Source organism: Ochrobactrum soli (assembly GCF_003664555.1).
Classification (GTDB): domain Bacteria; phylum Pseudomonadota; class Alphaproteobacteria; order Rhizobiales; family Rhizobiaceae; genus Brucella; species Brucella teleogrylli.
Genome location: NZ_RCHH01000008.1, coordinates 127,029 through 144,159, shown reverse-complemented (window position 1 = coordinate 144,159; position 17,131 = coordinate 127,029). Strand labels below are relative to the sequence as shown.

Sequence of the window (17,131 nt, the reverse complement as noted above, 5' to 3'; positions counted from 1 at the left end):
GGCTTGTAAAATGGGTGGCTTTTCGATGGAATATTTCCTCCAGCAGGTGATCAACGGGCTCGCGCTCGGTTCGATCTATGGCCTGATCGCCATCGGCTACACGATGGTCTATGGTATCATCGGCATGATCAACTTTGCTCATGGCGATGTCTTCATGCTCGGCGCCTTTATGGCGCTGATTGTTTTTCTCATCATCACAACTTTCATCGGGGCGCTGCCGATTGCGTTGCTGCTGCTTCTGATGATGGTGGTCGCTATGCTCATGACCGGCTTGTGGAGCTGGACGATTGAGCGCGTGGCTTACCGGCCGCTGCGCGGTTCGTTCCGCCTTGCGCCGCTGATCACGGCAATCGGCATGTCGATCGCATTGTCCAATTTCGTCCAGGTAACGCAGGGCCCGCGCAACAAGCCGGTTCCACAGCTTCTGAACGGCTCCTACAGCCTGTTCGGCACCGACGTCACGATTTCGCTGAAGCAGATCGTCGTGATCGTGGTCACCGCCGTGCTGCTGACGATCTTCTGGTACATCGTCAATCGCACGTCGCTTGGCCGCGCCCAGCGCGCCTGTGAGCAGGACCGCAAGATGGCCGCACTTCTCGGCATCAATGTCGACCGTGTGATTTCGCTGACCTTCGTGATGGGCGCCATGCTCGCAGCCGTCGCCGGTACGCTTTATCTGTCCTTCTACGGTGTGATTTCCTTCGCCGACGGGTTCATCCCCGGCGTTAAGGCGTTCACGGCTGCGGTTCTGGGCGGTATCGGTTCGCTTCCGGGCGCTGTTGTCGGCGGCCTGCTGATCGGTCTGATCGAAGCGCTCTGGTCGGCTTATTTCTCGATCGACTACAAGGATGTCGCGGCGTTTTCGATCCTGGCCATCGTGCTGATCTTCATGCCGTCGGGTATTCTTGGCCGTCCTGAAGTCGAAAAGGTGTAATCATGGCTGTACAGTCGAGTTCACGCCCGGATTCCCTTTTTGGCCGGGCCATTCGCGAGGGTATCGTCGCCGGTCTTCTGGCGCTGGGCCTCTTTATCCTGATCATCGGTTTCAAGACCGAGCAGAACATCAACAATGAACTGGTGCTGGTGCAGCGCTGGGGTGCACTGGCCGTCATGGTTGCGCTGGCGGCGGTGGGACGCTTCCTGTTCGTCGCCTTCCTGCAGCCGCAGCTGGAGGCGCGCAAGCTCGCCAAGAGCAGCCGGACGGTTGCCGCCACCGATGGCCAGTCATTCTTCCGCACCCATTTCTCCAAGCTCGGCGTTGCCTTCCTCTTTGCCTATCCGATCCTGATCGTTCTGGCGTTGGGCTGGCAGGGCTCGCTCAAATGGGTCGATAATTTCGGCGTCCAGATCCTCATCTATGTGATGCTGGCCTGGGGGCTCAACATCGTCGTCGGTCTCGCCGGTCTTCTTGATCTCGGCTATGTGGCTTTCTACGCGGTCGGCGCCTATTCCTATGCGATCCTGTCCAGCTATTTTGGCCTGTCCTTCTGGATGCTGCTGCCCATGGCAGGCATTCTGGCCGCAACCTGGGGCATCATTCTGGGCTTCCCGGTCCTGCGATTGCGCGGTGATTATCTGGCCATCGTGACGCTCGCTTTCGGTGAAATCATCCGTCTGGTGCTGATCAACTGGACCGATCTCACCAAGGGCACCTTCGGTATTTCGGGTATCGCCAAGGCCACCTTCTTCGGTTTGCCGTTCAAGGCCGGCCCGGATGGTTTTGCCGCCCATATGGGAATTGCCTTCTCACCGGCGCATTACAAGTTCTTCCTCTATTACGTCATTCTGCTGCTGGCACTTCTGACCGCCTGGGTCACGATCCGTCTGCGCCGCATGCCAGTTGGCCGGGCGTGGGAAGCGCTGCGTGAAGACGAAATCGCCTGTCGTTCGCTCGGCATCAACACCACGACCACCAAGCTCACGGCTTTTGCCACGGGCGCCATGTTCGGCGGTTTTGCAGGCTCGTTCTTCGCGGCGCGTCAGGGCTTCGTGAGCCCGGAATCCTTCGTGTTTCTCGAATCGGCGGTTATTCTCGCCATCGTGGTTCTTGGCGGCATGGGATCGCTCGTCGGTATCGCCATTGCTGCAATCGTCATGATCGGCGGCACAGAAATCCTGCGTGAAATGGGCTTCCTGAAGGCGATCTTCGGTCCCGATTTCACGCCGGAACTCTATCGTATGCTCATCTTCGGGCTCGCCATGGTGGTTGTCATGGTCTGGAAGCCGCGCGGTTTTGTCGGAAGCCGAGAACCAAGTGCGTTCCTGCATGAGAAGAAGATGGTGTCGGGTGCCTTTACCAAGGAAGGGCACGGCTGATGGCGGAGACAGCGAGAATGCCTGACAATGTTCAGAAAGACACTGTTCTTCAGGTTGAGCATCTGTCGATGCGCTTCGGTGGCCTCGTCGCCATCAACGATCTGAGCTTCGACGTGAAGCGTGGTGATATTACCGCGCTGATCGGCCCGAATGGTGCCGGTAAAACCACGGTCTTCAACTGCATCACCGGCTTCTACAAGCCGACTGGTGGCATGTTGACCATGCATCGCAATACGGGCGAGACTTTCCTTCTGGAGCGTCTTCCTGATTTCCAGATCACCAAGCAGGCCAAGGTCGCGCGTACCTTCCAGAATATTCGCCTGTTTTCGGGCCTGACCGTTCTGGAAAATCTACTGGTCGCGCAGCACAACACGCTCATGCGCTCGTCGGGTTACACGGTCCTTGGGCTTCTCGGCCTGCCGGGTTACAAGAAGGCCGCCAAGGAGGCTATCGAAAAGGCCCGTTACTGGCTGGAAAAGATCAACCTCACCGCACGTGCGGATGATCCGGCTGGCGATCTGCCCTATGGCGATCAGCGCCGTCTGGAAATCGCCCGTGCCATGTGCACCGAGCCGGAAATCCTCTGCCTCGACGAACCGGCGGCAGGTCTCAATCCGCGCGAGTCGGCGGAACTGAACAAGCTTTTGCTCGATATCCGCAAGGAAACGGGGACCTCGCTCCTGCTGATCGAGCACGATATGTCGGTGGTGATGGAAATTTCCGACCACGTGATCGTGCTGGAATATGGCACCAAGATTTCCGATGGATCGCCGGAAGAAGTCCGCAACGATCCGCGCGTCATCGCCGCTTATCTCGGCGTGGATGACGAGGAAATCGCCGAGCTGATCGATGAGGCCGACAAGCCCGGTACGGGCGATCCGGCGGATTTCATCGCGACCCAGCTTGCCGAAGAAGCGATCGAGCAGGAAAAATCGGCGGAAGTCGTGCAGTTCGCCGGTGGACTGGGCGCGCCACGCGATGGCAAGGCCGACAACCTGACGCTCGTCAAGGGCATCGGTGCGGTCAACGAGAAGAAGCTGAACGAGCACGGCATCTATCATTTCGATCAGATCGCCGCGTGGTCCGAGGCCGACATCAAGCAGGCCGAAACCTATCTGGAATTCGATGGCCGCATCGCCCGGGAAGACTGGGTGGGGCAGGCGGCGCAATTGGCCGCCGGTCAGGCGACCGAATTCTCGAGCCGCGTCGAAGCCGGTGATGTTCCGACGAGCCACAAGACCACTCCCGCAAAGGCGCCGCGCAGCCGCAAAGATCCGGCCAAGCCGAAGAAGGGAGGCGAATGATGCAGGCTGAAACCATGCAGAAAAAGCAACCGCTTCTGGCCGTTGAAAAAGTCGAGACCTATTACGGTAACATCTGTGCGCTGAAGGGCATCGACCTGACGGTGGACGAAGGTGAAATCGTCGCCCTGATCGGCGCCAACGGTGCTGGCAAGTCCACGCTGATGATGACGATTTTCGGTTCGCCGAAAGCCCGCACCGGTCGCATTCTCTTCAACGGCAAGGACATTACGTCCATGCCGCCGCATGAGATTGCGAAGCTGCGTATCGCGCAGTCGCCGGAAGGGCGTCGCATCTTCCCGCGCATGACGGTTCTGGAAAATCTCCAGATGGGCGCGAGCCTCGACAATCAGCAATACTTCGAAGAAGACGTGAAGCTGATGTTTGACCTGTTCCCGCGGCTCAAGGAGCGTATCAGCCAGCGCGGCGGTACGCTGTCGGGTGGTGAGCAGCAGATGCTGGCTATTGCCCGTGCGTTGATGGCGCGTCCGAAGCTTCTGCTTCTCGACGAGCCGTCGCTTGGTCTCGCACCGCTGATCGTCAAGCAGATCTTCGAGGCAATCAAGGAACTGAACCGAACACAGGGCCTGACGGTGTTTCTTGTCGAGCAGAACGCATTCGGCGCGCTCAAGCTTGCTGACCGCGGTTATGTGATGGTCAACGGGTCGATCACGATGAGCGGTTCGGGCCGCGATCTTCTGGCTGATCCGGAAGTGCGCGCCGCCTATCTCGAAGGCGGAAGGCATTAAGGAGGAAATCATGCAGGGTATTCTCTACGAAGAACCGTCTTTCTGGCTGTTTTTCCTCATTACGTGTCTTCTCGGCGGCTGGGCTGCCTGGATGACAGGCCGCGCCTGCGCGCAGACCTGGCGCAGCCTGCCGCAGCTTCTGATCTATCTGATCCCGCTGGGCGCTGCGGTGCGTTTCATCCACTTCGCGCTGTTTGAAGGCACGCTGCTCTCGCTGCACTATTATCTGGTGGACACGATCGTGCTGATGATCATCGGTGCGATCGGGTTCCAATATACGCGCACCAAACAAATGGTGCGGCAGTATGGCTGGCTTTATGAAAAAGCTTCTCCGCTGAGCTGGAAAGCAAAATAATTCGAAGCTTCGCCGTTCGCGGCGGAGCTTTTTTTACAAGATCACGTTGACAGTATCATGATTCAGCGTAGATATTGCTGAGTATTCAGCAAGATAATAATGCGATGCTAAGACATCGTATCGGGGTAAATACAAGGATGGGAGTTCCAAAAATGAAGAAGTATCTTTTTTCGGGCGTGGCTCTTGCTGCTGTGATGGCTTTTGGTGGCTCTGCATGGGCTGATGTACTTCTGGGCATCGGTGCGCCGCTGACTGGCCCGAATGCCGTTTACGGTGCGCAGATCCAGAAAGGCGCCGAAGCTGCTATCAAGGAAATCAACGATGCCGGCGGCATCAACGGCGAGAAGATCGCAATCACGCTCGGCGACGACGTTTCGGATCCGAAGCAGGGCATTTCGGTGGCTAACAAATTCGCTGCCGATGGCGTGAAATATGTTGTCGGTCACTTCAACTCGGGCGTTTCGATTCCGGCTTCGGAAGTTTATGCCGAAAACGGCATTCTCGAAATTTCGCCTGCTGCAACCAACCCGGTCTATACCGAGCGCCAACTGTGGAACACGTTCCGTACCTGCGGCCGTGACGACCAGCAGGGTATCGTTGCCGGCCAGTACATTTTCGACAACTTCAAGGACGGAAAGATCGCCGTCATTCACGACAAGACCCCTTATGGTCAGGGTCTTGCCGATGAAACCAAGAAGAAGCTCAATGAACTCGGCACCAAGGAAGCCCTTTATGAAGGCGTGAACGTCGGCGAAAAGGACTTCTCGGCGCTGATCGCCAAGCTCAAGCAGGCTGGCGTGACGGTCGTCTATTGGGGTGGCCTGCATCCGGAAGCTGGTCTGATCATCCGTCAGATGGCTGACCAGGGCCTCAAGGCCCAGTTCATCTCGGGCGACGGTATCGTGTCGAACGAACTGGCTTCGATTGCTGGCGACGCTGTTGCCGGTACGTTGAACACCTTCGGCCCGGATCCGCGCAACAACCCGGACAACGCCGACCTCGTCAAGAAGTTCCGCGACGCTGGTTTCGAGCCGGAAGCCTACACGCTTTATTCCTATGCGGCTGTTCAGTCGCTCGCTCAGGCCGCCAAGGCCGCGGGCAGCAACGACCCGCAGGAAGTTGCCAAGGCGCTGAAGGAAAAGGGCCCGTTCAAGACCGTGCTCGGCGATATTTCCTATGACGAAAAGGGCGATCCGAAGCTCCCGGGCTACGTCATGTACAAGTGGGAAAAGGGCGCTGACGGGAAATACACCTACATTCAGCAGAAGTAAAAACGCATTATTATTGCGTTAATGGAGAATGCCCGGTCATCGTGCCGGGCATTTTTCTTTTGTTTGCTAATATAAAATCTTAAAAAACAGAATGTTCTGATTGAGCGCGTTGATCTTGAGGGGGGCAATGCGCGCGCAATTTTCTGTAAAAAATGTATTTAAAAACAGTGTATTATAACATTTCCGATACTCGACCTATTGTTGAATGACCTCCGTCGCATGACCTCATGCGAAAAACGCCGAAAGTTGAGGATTTCTACGCTTTACTTTTACGTCTCTGCGATTTTACCTAGCAAGGTGATTTTGCGTAGTGTGATTCTCTACGTTTAATCTCGCCTTCTGGGGAGGAGGCCGGTCATGCGGGCGGAGGTGCTTCATTTTCCCCCAAACTGCACCCGAAACGGGAATGCGGAATAGCCGGTTTCTTTCGACATAAAGAGACAGGGCAGTGCCGGTTCAGTTGGCAACGCTCGAAGTGGGAGTAATCGAAATGAAGAAGTCTTTGTTCTGCGGCGTTTGCCTTTCGGCTCTGGTCGCTTTTGGCGGCGCAGCCTTTGCCGATGTGATGGTCGGTGTTGGCGCGCCTTTGACCGGCAGTCAGGCCGCATTCGGCGAGCAGATCAAGCGTGGTGTTGAAGCTGCTGTCGCGGAAGCCAATGCCAAGGGCGGCATGAATGGCGAAAAGATCAGCATCGTTTATGGTGATGATGCCGCCGATCCGAAGCAGGGCATTTCGGTTGCAAACAAGTTCGTTGGCGATGGCGTTCAGTTTGTCATCGGCCACTTCAATTCCGGCGTCAGCATTCCGACCTCGGATATCTATGCCGAAAACGGCGTGCTGATGATCGCACCGGGCACCACCAACCCGACCTTTACCGAGCGTGAACTGTGGAACACCTTCCGCACCTGCCGTCGTGATGACCAGCAAGGCATCGTCGCCGGAAAATACATGGCCGACCATTACAAGGATGGCAAGGTTGCGATCCTGCACGACAAGACGCCTTACGGTCAGGGCCTTGCCGACGAGACCAAGAAGTCGCTCAACGAGAACGGCATGAAGGAAGCGCTTTATGAAGGCGTGAATCAGGGCGACAAGGATTTCTCAGCGCTGATTTCCAAGATGAAGGCCGCAGGCATTACCGCTGTCTATTGGGGCGGTATGCATCCGGAAGCCGGTCTTCTGATCCGCCAGATGGCCGATCAGGGCCTCAAGGCGCAGTTCATTTCGGGTGACGGTATCGTTTCCAACGAACTGGCTTCGATTGCGGGCGATGCGGTGGCTGGCGTCATGAACACTTTTGGCCCGGACCCGCGCGACGACAAGGCGAATGCAGACCTGATCAAGGCTTTCCGCGACAAGGGTTTTGAGCCGGAAGCTTATACTTTCTATGCCTATGCCGGTGTGCAGTCGCTGGTCAGCGCTGCCAATGCAGCAGGCAGCAACGATCCGCAGGAAGTTGCGACGGCGATGAAGGACAAGGGGCCGTTCAAGACCGTGCTGGGTGAAATTTCCTTCGACAAGAAGGGTGATCCGAGCCTGTCGCCTTACGTCATGTTTGAATGGCGGAAGGGTGAAGACGGCAAGTATAATTACTTCCAGAAGTAATTCTGCCTGATATATTGGCATAAATTGCTATAAAATTAATCAGAATGCCCGGCTTTTAGCCGGGCATTTTGTTTTTAATTGGTGTTTGCACAGTTTGTTTGCGCTTGATCATATTGCAAGGTAAGCAATGGCGCCTTCGTCTTTGCAGTTAGGGAGATCTGCCTTGCCTATCAGGAAAATTCTGGTCGCCAATCGATCTGAAATCGCAATTCGCGTATTCCGCGCCGCCAATGAGCTGGGGCTCAAAACGGTGGCCATATGGGCCGAGGAGGACAAACTTTCCCTGCATCGCTTTAAAGCGGACGAGAGCTATCAGGTCGGTCGTGGACCGCATCTGGCGCGCGATCTGGGGCCGATCGAAAGCTACCTGTCGATCGACGAGATCATCCGCGTCGCCAAGCTTTCCGGCGCCGACGCCATTCATCCGGGCTACGGCCTGTTGTCGGAAAGCCCGGAATTCGCCGAGGCCTGTGCCGAAAACGGCATTATCTTCATCGGTCCGAAGCCGGAAACCATGCGCCGTCTCGGCAACAAGGTTGCAGCACGCAATCTGGCCATCGAAATCGGCGTGCCGGTGGTGCCAGCCACCGATCCGCTGCCGGACGATATGGAAGAGGTGAAGAAGCTTGCGGCACAGGTCGGCTATCCCGTCATGCTGAAAGCCAGCTGGGGTGGCGGCGGTCGCGGCATGCGCGCCATTCGTTCCGAAGCCGATATCGCCCGCGAGGTCACGGAAGCCAAGCGTGAAGCCAAGGCAGCCTTCGGCAAGGACGAGGTCTATCTTGAAAAGCTCATCGAGCGCGCGCGCCATGTTGAAGTGCAGATTCTGGGCGATACCCATGGCAACGCGGTGCATCTTTTCGAGCGCGACTGCTCGATCCAGCGCCGCAACCAGAAGGTCGTGGAACGGGCGCCTGCGCCTTATCTCAACGACGCGCAGCGTCAGGAACTTGCCAATTACGGTCTGAAGATCGCCCATGCCACCGATTATATCGGCGCGGGCACGGTCGAATTCCTGATGGATGCCGATAGCGGCAAGTTCTATTTCATCGAGGTCAATCCGCGCATTCAGGTTGAGCATACGGTCACCGAGCAGGTGACGGGCATCGATATCGTCAAGGCGCAGATCCATATTCTGGAAGGTGCTGCCATTGGTACGCCGGAATCGGGCGTGCCGCGTCAGGAAGATATCCGGCTCAACGGTCATGCGCTGCAGTGCCGTATCACGACGGAAGACCCGGAACAGAACTTCATTCCCGATTACGGGCGCATTCAGGCTTACCGTTCGGCTTCGGGCTTCGGCATTCGCCTTGATGGCGGCACGGCCTATTCGGGAGCGTTCATCACGCGCTATTACGATCCGCTGCTGGTGAAGGTCACGGCTTCGGGCGCGACGCCGCTGGAAGCCATCCGCCGTATGGACCGCGCGCTGCGTGAATTCCGCATTCGCGGCGTGGCGACGAACCTCACCTTCCTCGAAGCGATCATCAACCATCCGAAATTCCAGTCGAACGACTATACGACGCGGTTTATCGACACCACGCCGGAACTGTTCGAGCAGGTGAAGCGGCAGGACCGTGCCACCAAGCTTCTGACCTATATTGCCGATGTGACGGTCAACGGCCATCCTGAAACCAAAGGTCGCGCTAAGCCGGCTAAGGATGCTGCAAAACCACGCGTGCCATGGTTCGGCGATACGCCGGTTGCGGACGGCACCAAGCAACTTCTGGACAGTCTCGGACCGAAGAAGTTTGCCGAATGGGTACGCAATGAAAAGCGCGTTCTCGTCACCGATACGACCATGCGCGACGGTCACCAGTCGCTGCTGGCCACCCGCGTGCGCACCTATGACATTGCGCGCATCGCCAATACCTATGCGCAGGCGCTGCCGAACCTGTTCTCGCTGGAGTGCTGGGGTGGAGCGACCTTCGACGTTTCGATGCGCTTCCTGACGGAAGATCCGTGGGAGCGTCTGGCGCAGGTGCGCGAGGGCGCGCCAAACTTGCTGCTGCAAATGCTGCTGCGCGGCGCCAATGGCGTTGGCTACAAGTCCTATCCGGACAATGTGGTGAAGTATTTCGTGCGCGAAGCCGCGCGCGGCGGCATCGACCTGTTCCGCGTGTTCGACAGCCTCAACTGGGTTGAGAACATGCGCGTGTCGATGGATGCGGTGCTGGAGGAAAACAAGCTCTGCGAAGCCGCCATCTGCTATACGGGCGATATTCTGAACCCGGACCGGGCCAAATATGATCTCAAATATTACGTCAATCTGGCGAAAGAGGTCGAAAAGGCAGGCGCGCATATCATCGCCGTCAAGGATATGGCGGGCCTTTTGAAGCCTGCTGCTGCACGGGTGCTGTTCAAGGCGCTGCGGGAGGAAACCGATCTGCCGATCCATTTCCACACCCATGACACGTCCGGCATTTCTGCCGCGACAGTGCTGGCTGCGGTGGATGCGGGTGTGGATGTGGTCGATGCGGCGATGGATGCCTTGTCGGGCAACACTTCGCAGCCTTGCCTCGGTTCCATCGTGGAAGCGCTGCACGGCGCCGAGCGTGATCCGGGTCTCGACCCGGAATCGATCCGCCGCATTTCCTTCTATTGGGAAGCGGTACGCAATCAATATGCGGGCTTTGAAAGCGACCTCAAGGGACCGGCTTCGGAAGTCTATCTGCACGAAATGCCGGGCGGCCAGTTCACCAATCTGAAAGAACAGGCGCGTTCGCTGGGCCTCGAAACCCGCTGGCATGAAGTGGCGCAGGCCTATGCCGATGTGAACCGGATGTTCGGTGATATCGTCAAGGTCACGCCGTCCTCCAAAGTGGTGGGCGACATGGCGCTGATGATGGTGAGCCAGGATCTGGACGTCAGCGATGTCGAGAACCCGGACAAGGATATCGCCTTCCCGGATTCGGTGGTTTCGATGATGCGCGGCGATCTTGGACAGCCGCCTTCGGGCTGGCCGGCAGCGCTGCAGAAAAAAGTGCTGAAGGGCGAAAAGCCGTTCACCGTGCGCCCGGGTTCGCTGCTGCCTGCCGCCGATCTTGATGCGGAGCGCAGCGGTTTCGAAGAAACCGTAGGCCGCAAGATCACTGATCAGGAGTTCGCTTCGGCACTGATGTATCCGAAAGTGTTCACGGATTTCGCAGCCGCGCAGGAAACCTACGGCCCGACAAGTGTTCTGCCTACGCCGGTTTATTTCTACGGCCTCAAGCCGGAAGAAGAAGTTTTCGTCGATCTGGAGCGTGGCAAGACGCTGGTGATCGTCAATCAGGCGATGAGCGAAACCGACGAGAAGGGCATGGTGACCGTGTTCTTCGAACTGAACGGCCAGCCACGCCGCATCAAGGTGCCGAACCGCGCCAAGGGCGCCTCCGGCGGTGTGCGCCGCAAGGTGGACGCCGGCAATGACAAACAGGTCGGCGCGCCAATGCCGGGTGTCATCTCGACGGTCGCCGTTACCAACGGTCAGAAGGTTTCGCAGGGCGATGTGCTGCTTTCCATCGAAGCGATGAAGATGGAAACGGCAATTCATGCCGAGCGCGATGGCGTCATTGCCGAAGTGCTGGTGCGCCCCGGCGAGCAGATCGACGCGAAGGATCTCCTGGTCGTCTATTCGGAGTAACTCTTGGTTCAATGGAAGCGGGGGATTTGGGGGCGCAGTACCCGACGCCTCCTTTTCCCTCATCCTGAGGAGCCGTTGAAAACGGCGTCTCGAAGGGCGAGGGAAATGCACGGCGCCTGCCCTCGTCCTTCGACAGGCTCAGGATGAGGGGGAGGCGTAGCGCCCGTCAGACCGAACGGTCGCCTTCGCAGCAGTGAAACCATCGGAAATCCCATGCCGCGCCTGTCAAAAGGCGCGGCATTTGTTTGCGCTTGCAGTATGTGCAAATTCTGATATGCATGTTTGTGCCGGTTTATGCATGTTTATGCTTGTTGGGAGAATTAAGTGGCGACGGAGCTTTTGCTTCACGAAAGACAGGCGCGTATTCAGGACCTGTTGCAGCAGTCGGGTCGCGTGCTGGCGACGGAGTTGGCTGAGAGTTTTGGCGTGTCGGAAGACACGATACGCCGCGATCTGCGTGATATGGCGGCTGCCGGTCTCTGCAAGCGTGTTTACGGCGGCGCTCTGAAAGCTGCACCGTCATCGCTGTCGCTGGCCGAGCGCGACGGGGAACGCACGGCGGCCAAGGCGGCGCTGGCGGGTGTGCTGCTTGGTCTGATTGAGCCGGGCATGACGGTGTTTCTGGACGCGTCCTCGGTCAACACGGCATTGTCGCGGCTTCTGGTGGAACGCGGCGAGGCGCTCACAGTTGTTACCAATACGCCGTCGATTGCCGCTATTTTGCTTCAGTCGTCGAAAATAGAGGTGATCACGATCGGCGGGCCGATTGATCGCCGTGTCAGTGCGGCGGTGGGCGCGCGGGCCTTGCGCGATGCGGAAACAGTGCGTCCTGATCTGTGCGTGCTGGGTGCCTGCGGCGTTGCGGCGGAAATCGGCGTTACGGCTCTTTTTCTGGACGATGCCGAGTTCAAGCGCACCATTGCCAGCCGCAGCCGGTCTGTCGTACTGGCAATCACCAATGACAAGCTTGGCACTGTTGCAGCGCATGATGTCGTCTCGCTGGATGATATTGGTGTCATGGCTGTTGAACAGGATGCCGATGAGAAATTGCTCGCGCCTTTTGTGGCGGCGGGCGTGAATATATTACGCGCGGCAACAGGCCGTGGCTGAGGGACATATGGAACAGGTTTCCGGACGGGAAGATACCGCGCCATCACGCGCGCCGATGATCACCAAAGAGCGTGTCGCTGTCGCGCTGCTCTTTCTGGCTAACGGCTATATTTTCGGCGGCTGGGCTCCGAAAATTCCAGAATTCGCCGCACGCCTCGGGCTGGATAGCGCAGGCATGGGGCTGATGATCCTCGTCTTCGGCGTCGGTTCGCTGGCCATGATGCCGGTGGCAGGCGCTTTGTCGGCGCAGCGCGGTTCCGGCGCGGTGGTGCGTATTTTCGCGCTGGCCTTTATTCCGGCGTTACTGATCATCGCTCTGGTGCCCAATGTGGTCACAGCGGTCATCGTGATGTTCTATTTCGGTGGCACCATGGCTGCGATGGATGTGGCGATGAATGCCAATGCGGTCGCCGTGGAAAAATCCATGCGCCGCGCCATCATGTCGTCCTGTCATGCATTCTGGAGCCTCGGCGGGCTTATCGGCGCAGCGACAGGCGGCTTTCTCATCACGCAGTTCGGCTCGACTGTTCATGCGCTGGTCGCGACCATCGCTGCGGCGATAATGATTGCTGTCGCGTGGCCATCGATCATTGCCGACAAGTTCCACCATCCAAGCGGCGAAAAGCAGAAGCTCACCCTGCCGCGCAATCCGCTGCCCTGGCTGGTGGGTGTGATGGCCCTGTTCTCGATGGTGCCGGAAGGCGCGATCATCGACTGGAGCGCTTATCACATGCGCCAGGATCTGGGCGCGTCGGTCACGCTCGCGGGTTTCGGCTTTGCGGCCTTCTCCTTTTCCATGGCGGTGATGCGCTTTGCGGGCGATCTGGTGCGCGACCGTTTCGGCGCGGTGCGCACGCTGCGCGCCTGCACGACGATTGCCATTATCGGCATGTTGATCGTCGGCTTTTCCACCGATCCCTATGTGTCGCTGGTCGGTTTCGCCATCTGCGGCATCGGCATTTCCAACATGGTGCCGATTGCCTTTTCGATGGCCGGCAACATGCCGGGCGTGAATCCGAGCGTCGGCCTGTCGATTGCCACCACGCTTGGCTATTCCGGCATGCTGGTGGCCCCGTCGCTGATCGGCTTTGTTGCCAAACATAGCGGTTTCGGCGTGGTGTTTATCGCGCTGCCAGTTTTGCTTCTTGTTGTGCTGGCCTTTTCCAGCCTCGCCCGCTACGCCGACCAGAAGCATTAGTCTCTATTTTTACGCATTATCCAGCGCACCGAAGCGGGATCAGAAATCAGTCCAGTGGACTGATTTCCCCGCGTAGGCGCTTCGCACTTTTGCTGGAAATGCTTTTTATTCCGCGGTCCAGCCGCCTTCGACCGGCAAGGCCGCGCCATTGATCTGCGCGGCGGCATCGGTGGCGAGAAAGGCGGCAAGCGCGCCGATCTGCGCGGTGGTGACGAATTCCTTCGTCGGCTGTTTATCGAGCATCACTTCGCGGATCACCGTTTCACGATCCATGTTGTGCGCTTTCATCTGATCGGGAATCTGTGCCTCCACAAGCGGCGTCAGCACATAGCCGGGACAGATGGAATTGGCGGTGATCTTCGCGGTCGCCAGTTCCAGCGCCAGTGTCTTGGTAAAGCCGACAATGCCATGCTTGGCCGCAACATAGGCCGACTTAAACGGCGAGGCGACCAGTCCGTGGGCGGATGCAATATTGATGATGCGTCCCCAGCCGCTCGCGCGCATATGCGGAATGGCGGCGGCGGATGTATGGAAGGCGGAGGTCAGGTTGATCGCGATGATGCGGTCCCACTGCTCGGTCGGGAATTCTTCCACCGGGGCGACATGCTGGATGCCCGCATTGTTGACCAGAATATCGGCGCTGCCGAAAGCCTTGACGCTATCGGCGATCAGCTTGCGGCAGTCGTCGCCCTTCGACATATCGGCTGCGATATAGACCACGCTTGCGCCATGTTCCTCGCCCAGCATGCGGGCCAGCGCATGATCTTCGTCGCGGTCGGTGAAGGAATTGATCACAACGTTGTGTCCCGCAGCCGCCAAGGCGTGGGCGATGCCAAGGCCGATCCCTGAATTGGAGCCGGTGACAATAGCGGTTTTGCGGGCAGTTGCGTCGGTCATGGTCTGGCATCCTCGTTTATGATGGCGCGCATAATGAGAGGGCGACAATGCGTCGGCAAGTGATTATATAGATCGAAATCCTCATAAGTGCAGACCCAGTTAAGAACAGAGCAAAATGTCTTCCGAGACCGTCAGCTATTTCTCGCATCCTTTCCCTCGTCGCCAATCGGTGGGCGTCAGTGTCGGCGGCGTTGTCGTCGGCGGCAGCGCGCCGGTTGTCGTGCAGTCGATGACCAATACGGATACGGCGGATGTGGACGCCACCGTCGCGCAGGTCGCAGCCTTGCATCGCGCGGGTTCCGAGATTGTGCGTATCACGGTGGACCGCGACGAATCCGCTGCCGCCGTGCCAAAAATCCGCGAAAGGCTGGAGCGTCTGGGACATGAAGTACCGCTGGTCGGCGATTTCCATTATATCGGCCACAAACTGCTTGCCGATCATCCGGCCTGTGCGGAAGCGCTGGCGAAATATCGCATCAATCCGGGCAATGTCGGTTTCAAGGACAAGAAGGACAAGCAGTTCGCCGATATCGTCGAAATGGCGATCCGCTACGACAAGCCGGTGCGTATCGGCGTCAACTGGGGTTCGCTTGATCAGGAATTGCTGACCACACTGATGGATCGCAATCAGGATGCGGGCGCGCCGTTGAGCGCGCAGGAAGTCATGCGCGAGGCCATCGTGCAGTCGGCGCTGATTTCCGCCAATCTGGCCGAAGAGATCGGGCTTGGCCGCGACAAGATCATTCTGTCGGCCAAGGTCAGTCAGGTGCAGGATCTGATCGCCGTCTATACGATGCTGGCGCAGCGTTCCGATCATGCGCTGCATCTGGGTCTCACCGAGGCTGGCATGGGCACCAAGGGCATTGTCGCCTCGTCGGCGGCCATGGGCATTTTGCTGCAGCAGGGCATTGGCGATACGATCCGCATTTCGCTGACCCCCGAACCTGGCGGCGACCGCACCCGCGAAGTGCAGGTGTCGCAGGAGCTTCTGCAGACGATGGGCTTCCGCCAGTTCATCCCGATTGTCGCAGCCTGTCCCGGTTGCGGACGCACGACATCGACGGTGTTTCAGGAACTGGCGCAGACCATTCAGGACGATATCCGCCGCAACATGCCGGTCTGGCGCGAAAAATATCCGGGCGTGGAAGCGCTTTCGGTCGCGGTGATGGGCTGCATCGTCAACGGTCCGGGCGAATCGAAACATGCCGATATTGGCATTTCGTTGCCCGGCACGGGCGAAACGCCGTCCGCGCCGGTCTTTGTCGATGGCAAGAAGGTCACCACTTTGCGCGGCCCTGCCATTGCCGAAGAGTTCCAGAAGATGGTTGCCGATTATATCGAGAACCGTTTCGGCCTTGGGCAGAAGATCGCTTCTGGGCAGAACTAAGCCGAGCAGGTCACTGCGCGCGTCGCAGCTTCTGGTGTTGTTTTTAGTGTTGCCGCCCAGAAGACGAGCGTGGCAAGGCTGATGCCTGCGCCAAGCAGGCACACGCCATTCCAGCCCGCATGGGCATAGACCCAGGTTGAAACCGCCGAGCCAGTCGCGCTGCCGATGGAATAAAACACCATATAGGCAGCGGTCAGCCGGTTCTGTGCGTCCGGGCGCACACGATAGATCATCGCCTGATTGGTCACATGGACTGCCTGTAGGCCGAAATCGATGATCAGAACACCCGCGACCAGCCACAGCAAAGACTGTCCGAGCAGGGCGATAGGCACCCACGCCACCAGCATCAATGTGAGTGCTACGCCGGTCATGCGCTGTGCATGGCCGCGATCCGCAGCACTCCCGGCCCGTGAGGCGGCCAGCGCTCCGGCGGCGCCCGCAAGGCCAAAGAGGCCGATCTCCGCATGGCTCAATTCAAAGGGCGGTGCACTCAGCGGCATTACCAGCGGTGCGAGCAGGGTGGTGATATCGGCAAAGATCAGCATGGCGATGATAGCGCGGATGCGCAGCACGGGCTCCTCTTTGAAAAGGGTTGCGAGCGAGAGGATCAGCGCCGGATAGGAAACGCTTGCGGCTTGTCGGATCTGGCGCGGCAGGCTGCACCAGAGCATGAGGCCGATCAGAAAGGTAATCACCGCTGAACTGAGATAGACGCTGCGCCAGCCGCCAAGGTCGGTTAGCGCGCCTGCAACCGCGCGGGCGAGCAAGATGCCAAGCACGATACCGCTGGTCACAATCCCCACGACATGGCCGCGCCGCGCCGGTTCGGCAAGGCTTGCGGCATAGGCGACGAGGGCCTGTGTCACCACGGCAAGAAGGCCGGTCGCTGCCATCGCGAGAAAGAGCAAGGATGGTTGTCCGGCAATGCCTACGGCGGCAAGTGTCAGCGAGGACAGGAGAAAATGCGCGACGATCAGTTTGCGCCGGTCGAAGAGATCGCCGAGCGGCACCAGAAAGATCAGGCCCAGCCCGTAGCCGATCTGGCTGGCACCGACGATCAGTCCTGCCGTGGAGCGGTCTAGCCCTATATCGTCCGCCATCACATCCAGAAGCGGATGCGCAAAATAGACATTGGCAACGGCAAGACCGCTCGCAATGGCAAACAGAAGAAGCGTTGGGGTGGATAGTGATGGGCGCGCGTCACTGTTCGCGGCAGTTTGCGCTGCCGCGTCGGGAGAGATCTGCATGATGAACTCCAGCAATTTTGGTTTTACTATGAAACCATTTTGTTTTTAGCCAAATAGGTTTTATATTGC

At 58.3% G+C, this 17,131-nt stretch carries 13 protein-coding genes; 11 read left to right on the top strand and 2 right to left on the bottom strand.

All coding sequences use genetic code 11. The features are described 5' to 3' along the window. The first annotated feature begins 25 nt into the window (after nucleotides 1–25). The 10 genes from D8666_RS15340 (at nucleotide 26) to D8666_RS15295 (ending at nucleotide 13,531) form a co-directional block, all read left to right on the top strand. On the top strand, nucleotides 26–934 hold the full coding sequence (locus D8666_RS15340) for a branched-chain amino acid ABC transporter permease (RefSeq protein WP_109370318.1): 909 nt from the start codon (nucleotides 26–28) through the stop codon (nucleotides 932–934). Nucleotides 935–936: 2 nt separating this feature from the next. Continuing rightward, nucleotides 937–2,316: a high-affinity branched-chain amino acid ABC transporter permease LivM gene (livM, locus tag D8666_RS15335; protein WP_109369809.1), complete on the top strand. Its 1,380-nt coding sequence runs from the start codon at nucleotides 937–939 to the stop codon at nucleotides 2,314–2,316. Nucleotides 2,317–2,333: 17 nt separating this feature from the next. Beyond that, nucleotides 2,334–3,620, top strand: a complete 1,287-nt coding sequence (locus tag D8666_RS15330; RefSeq protein WP_371830828.1) for an ATP-binding cassette domain-containing protein — start codon at nucleotides 2,334–2,336, stop codon at nucleotides 3,618–3,620. Then, nucleotides 3,620–4,366, top strand: a complete 747-nt coding sequence (locus tag D8666_RS15325) for an ABC transporter ATP-binding protein (RefSeq protein ID WP_109369807.1) — start codon at nucleotides 3,620–3,622, stop codon at nucleotides 4,364–4,366. The genes D8666_RS15330 and D8666_RS15325 overlap by 1 nt, the downstream gene beginning before the upstream one ends. 10 nt (nucleotides 4,367–4,376) lie before the next feature. Then, the gene (locus D8666_RS15320) at nucleotides 4,377–4,721 is read left to right on the top strand and encodes a DUF6867 family protein (RefSeq protein ID WP_121538621.1); all 345 of its coding nucleotides are present in this window, start codon (nucleotides 4,377–4,379) and stop codon (nucleotides 4,719–4,721) included. Nucleotides 4,722–4,873: 152 nt separating this feature from the next. Beyond that, nucleotides 4,874–5,992, top strand: coding sequence for a branched-chain amino acid ABC transporter substrate-binding protein (locus D8666_RS15315; protein ID WP_121538619.1), 1,119 nt, complete (start codon nucleotides 4,874–4,876; stop codon nucleotides 5,990–5,992). 490 nt (nucleotides 5,993–6,482) lie between these two features. Beyond that, a complete protein-coding gene (locus D8666_RS15310; RefSeq protein ID WP_121538617.1) occupies nucleotides 6,483–7,598 on the top strand; it encodes a branched-chain amino acid ABC transporter substrate-binding protein in 1,116 nt (371 codons plus the stop codon). A 127-nt stretch (nucleotides 7,599–7,725) separates the two neighbouring features. Next, nucleotides 7,726–11,223, top strand: coding sequence for a pyruvate carboxylase (pyc, locus tag D8666_RS15305; RefSeq protein ID WP_121538615.1), 3,498 nt, complete (start codon nucleotides 7,726–7,728; stop codon nucleotides 11,221–11,223). A gap of 324 nt (nucleotides 11,224–11,547) precedes the next feature. Beyond that, nucleotides 11,548–12,333 (top strand): DeoR/GlpR family DNA-binding transcription regulator, encoded by a 786-nt coding sequence (locus D8666_RS15300; protein WP_109369802.1) that lies wholly within the window; start codon nucleotides 11,548–11,550, stop codon nucleotides 12,331–12,333. A 7-nt stretch (nucleotides 12,334–12,340) separates the two neighbouring features. Further along, a complete protein-coding gene (locus D8666_RS15295) occupies nucleotides 12,341–13,531 on the top strand; it encodes an MFS transporter (RefSeq protein WP_109369801.1) in 1,191 nt (396 codons plus the stop codon). A gap of 105 nt (nucleotides 13,532–13,636) precedes the next feature. On the opposite strand, the gene D8666_RS15290 is transcribed toward D8666_RS15295, so the two are convergent. After that, nucleotides 13,637–14,428 (bottom strand): 3-hydroxybutyrate dehydrogenase, encoded by a 792-nt coding sequence (locus D8666_RS15290; RefSeq protein ID WP_109369800.1) that lies wholly within the window; start codon nucleotides 14,426–14,428, stop codon nucleotides 13,637–13,639. Between the two features lie 115 nt (nucleotides 14,429–14,543). Between D8666_RS15290 and ispG the strand changes: the two genes are divergently transcribed. Beyond that, nucleotides 14,544–15,815 (top strand): flavodoxin-dependent (E)-4-hydroxy-3-methylbut-2-enyl-diphosphate synthase, encoded by a 1,272-nt coding sequence (ispG, locus tag D8666_RS15285; protein WP_121538613.1) that lies wholly within the window; start codon nucleotides 14,544–14,546, stop codon nucleotides 15,813–15,815. Here ispG and D8666_RS15280 read toward each other — a convergent pair. Continuing rightward, on the bottom strand, nucleotides 15,812–17,062 hold the full coding sequence (locus D8666_RS15280; RefSeq protein WP_121538611.1) for an MFS transporter: 1,251 nt from the start codon (nucleotides 17,060–17,062) through the stop codon (nucleotides 15,812–15,814). The two genes, ispG and D8666_RS15280, sit on opposite strands and share 4 nt — an antisense overlap. Nucleotides 17,063–17,131 lie beyond the last annotated feature (69 nt).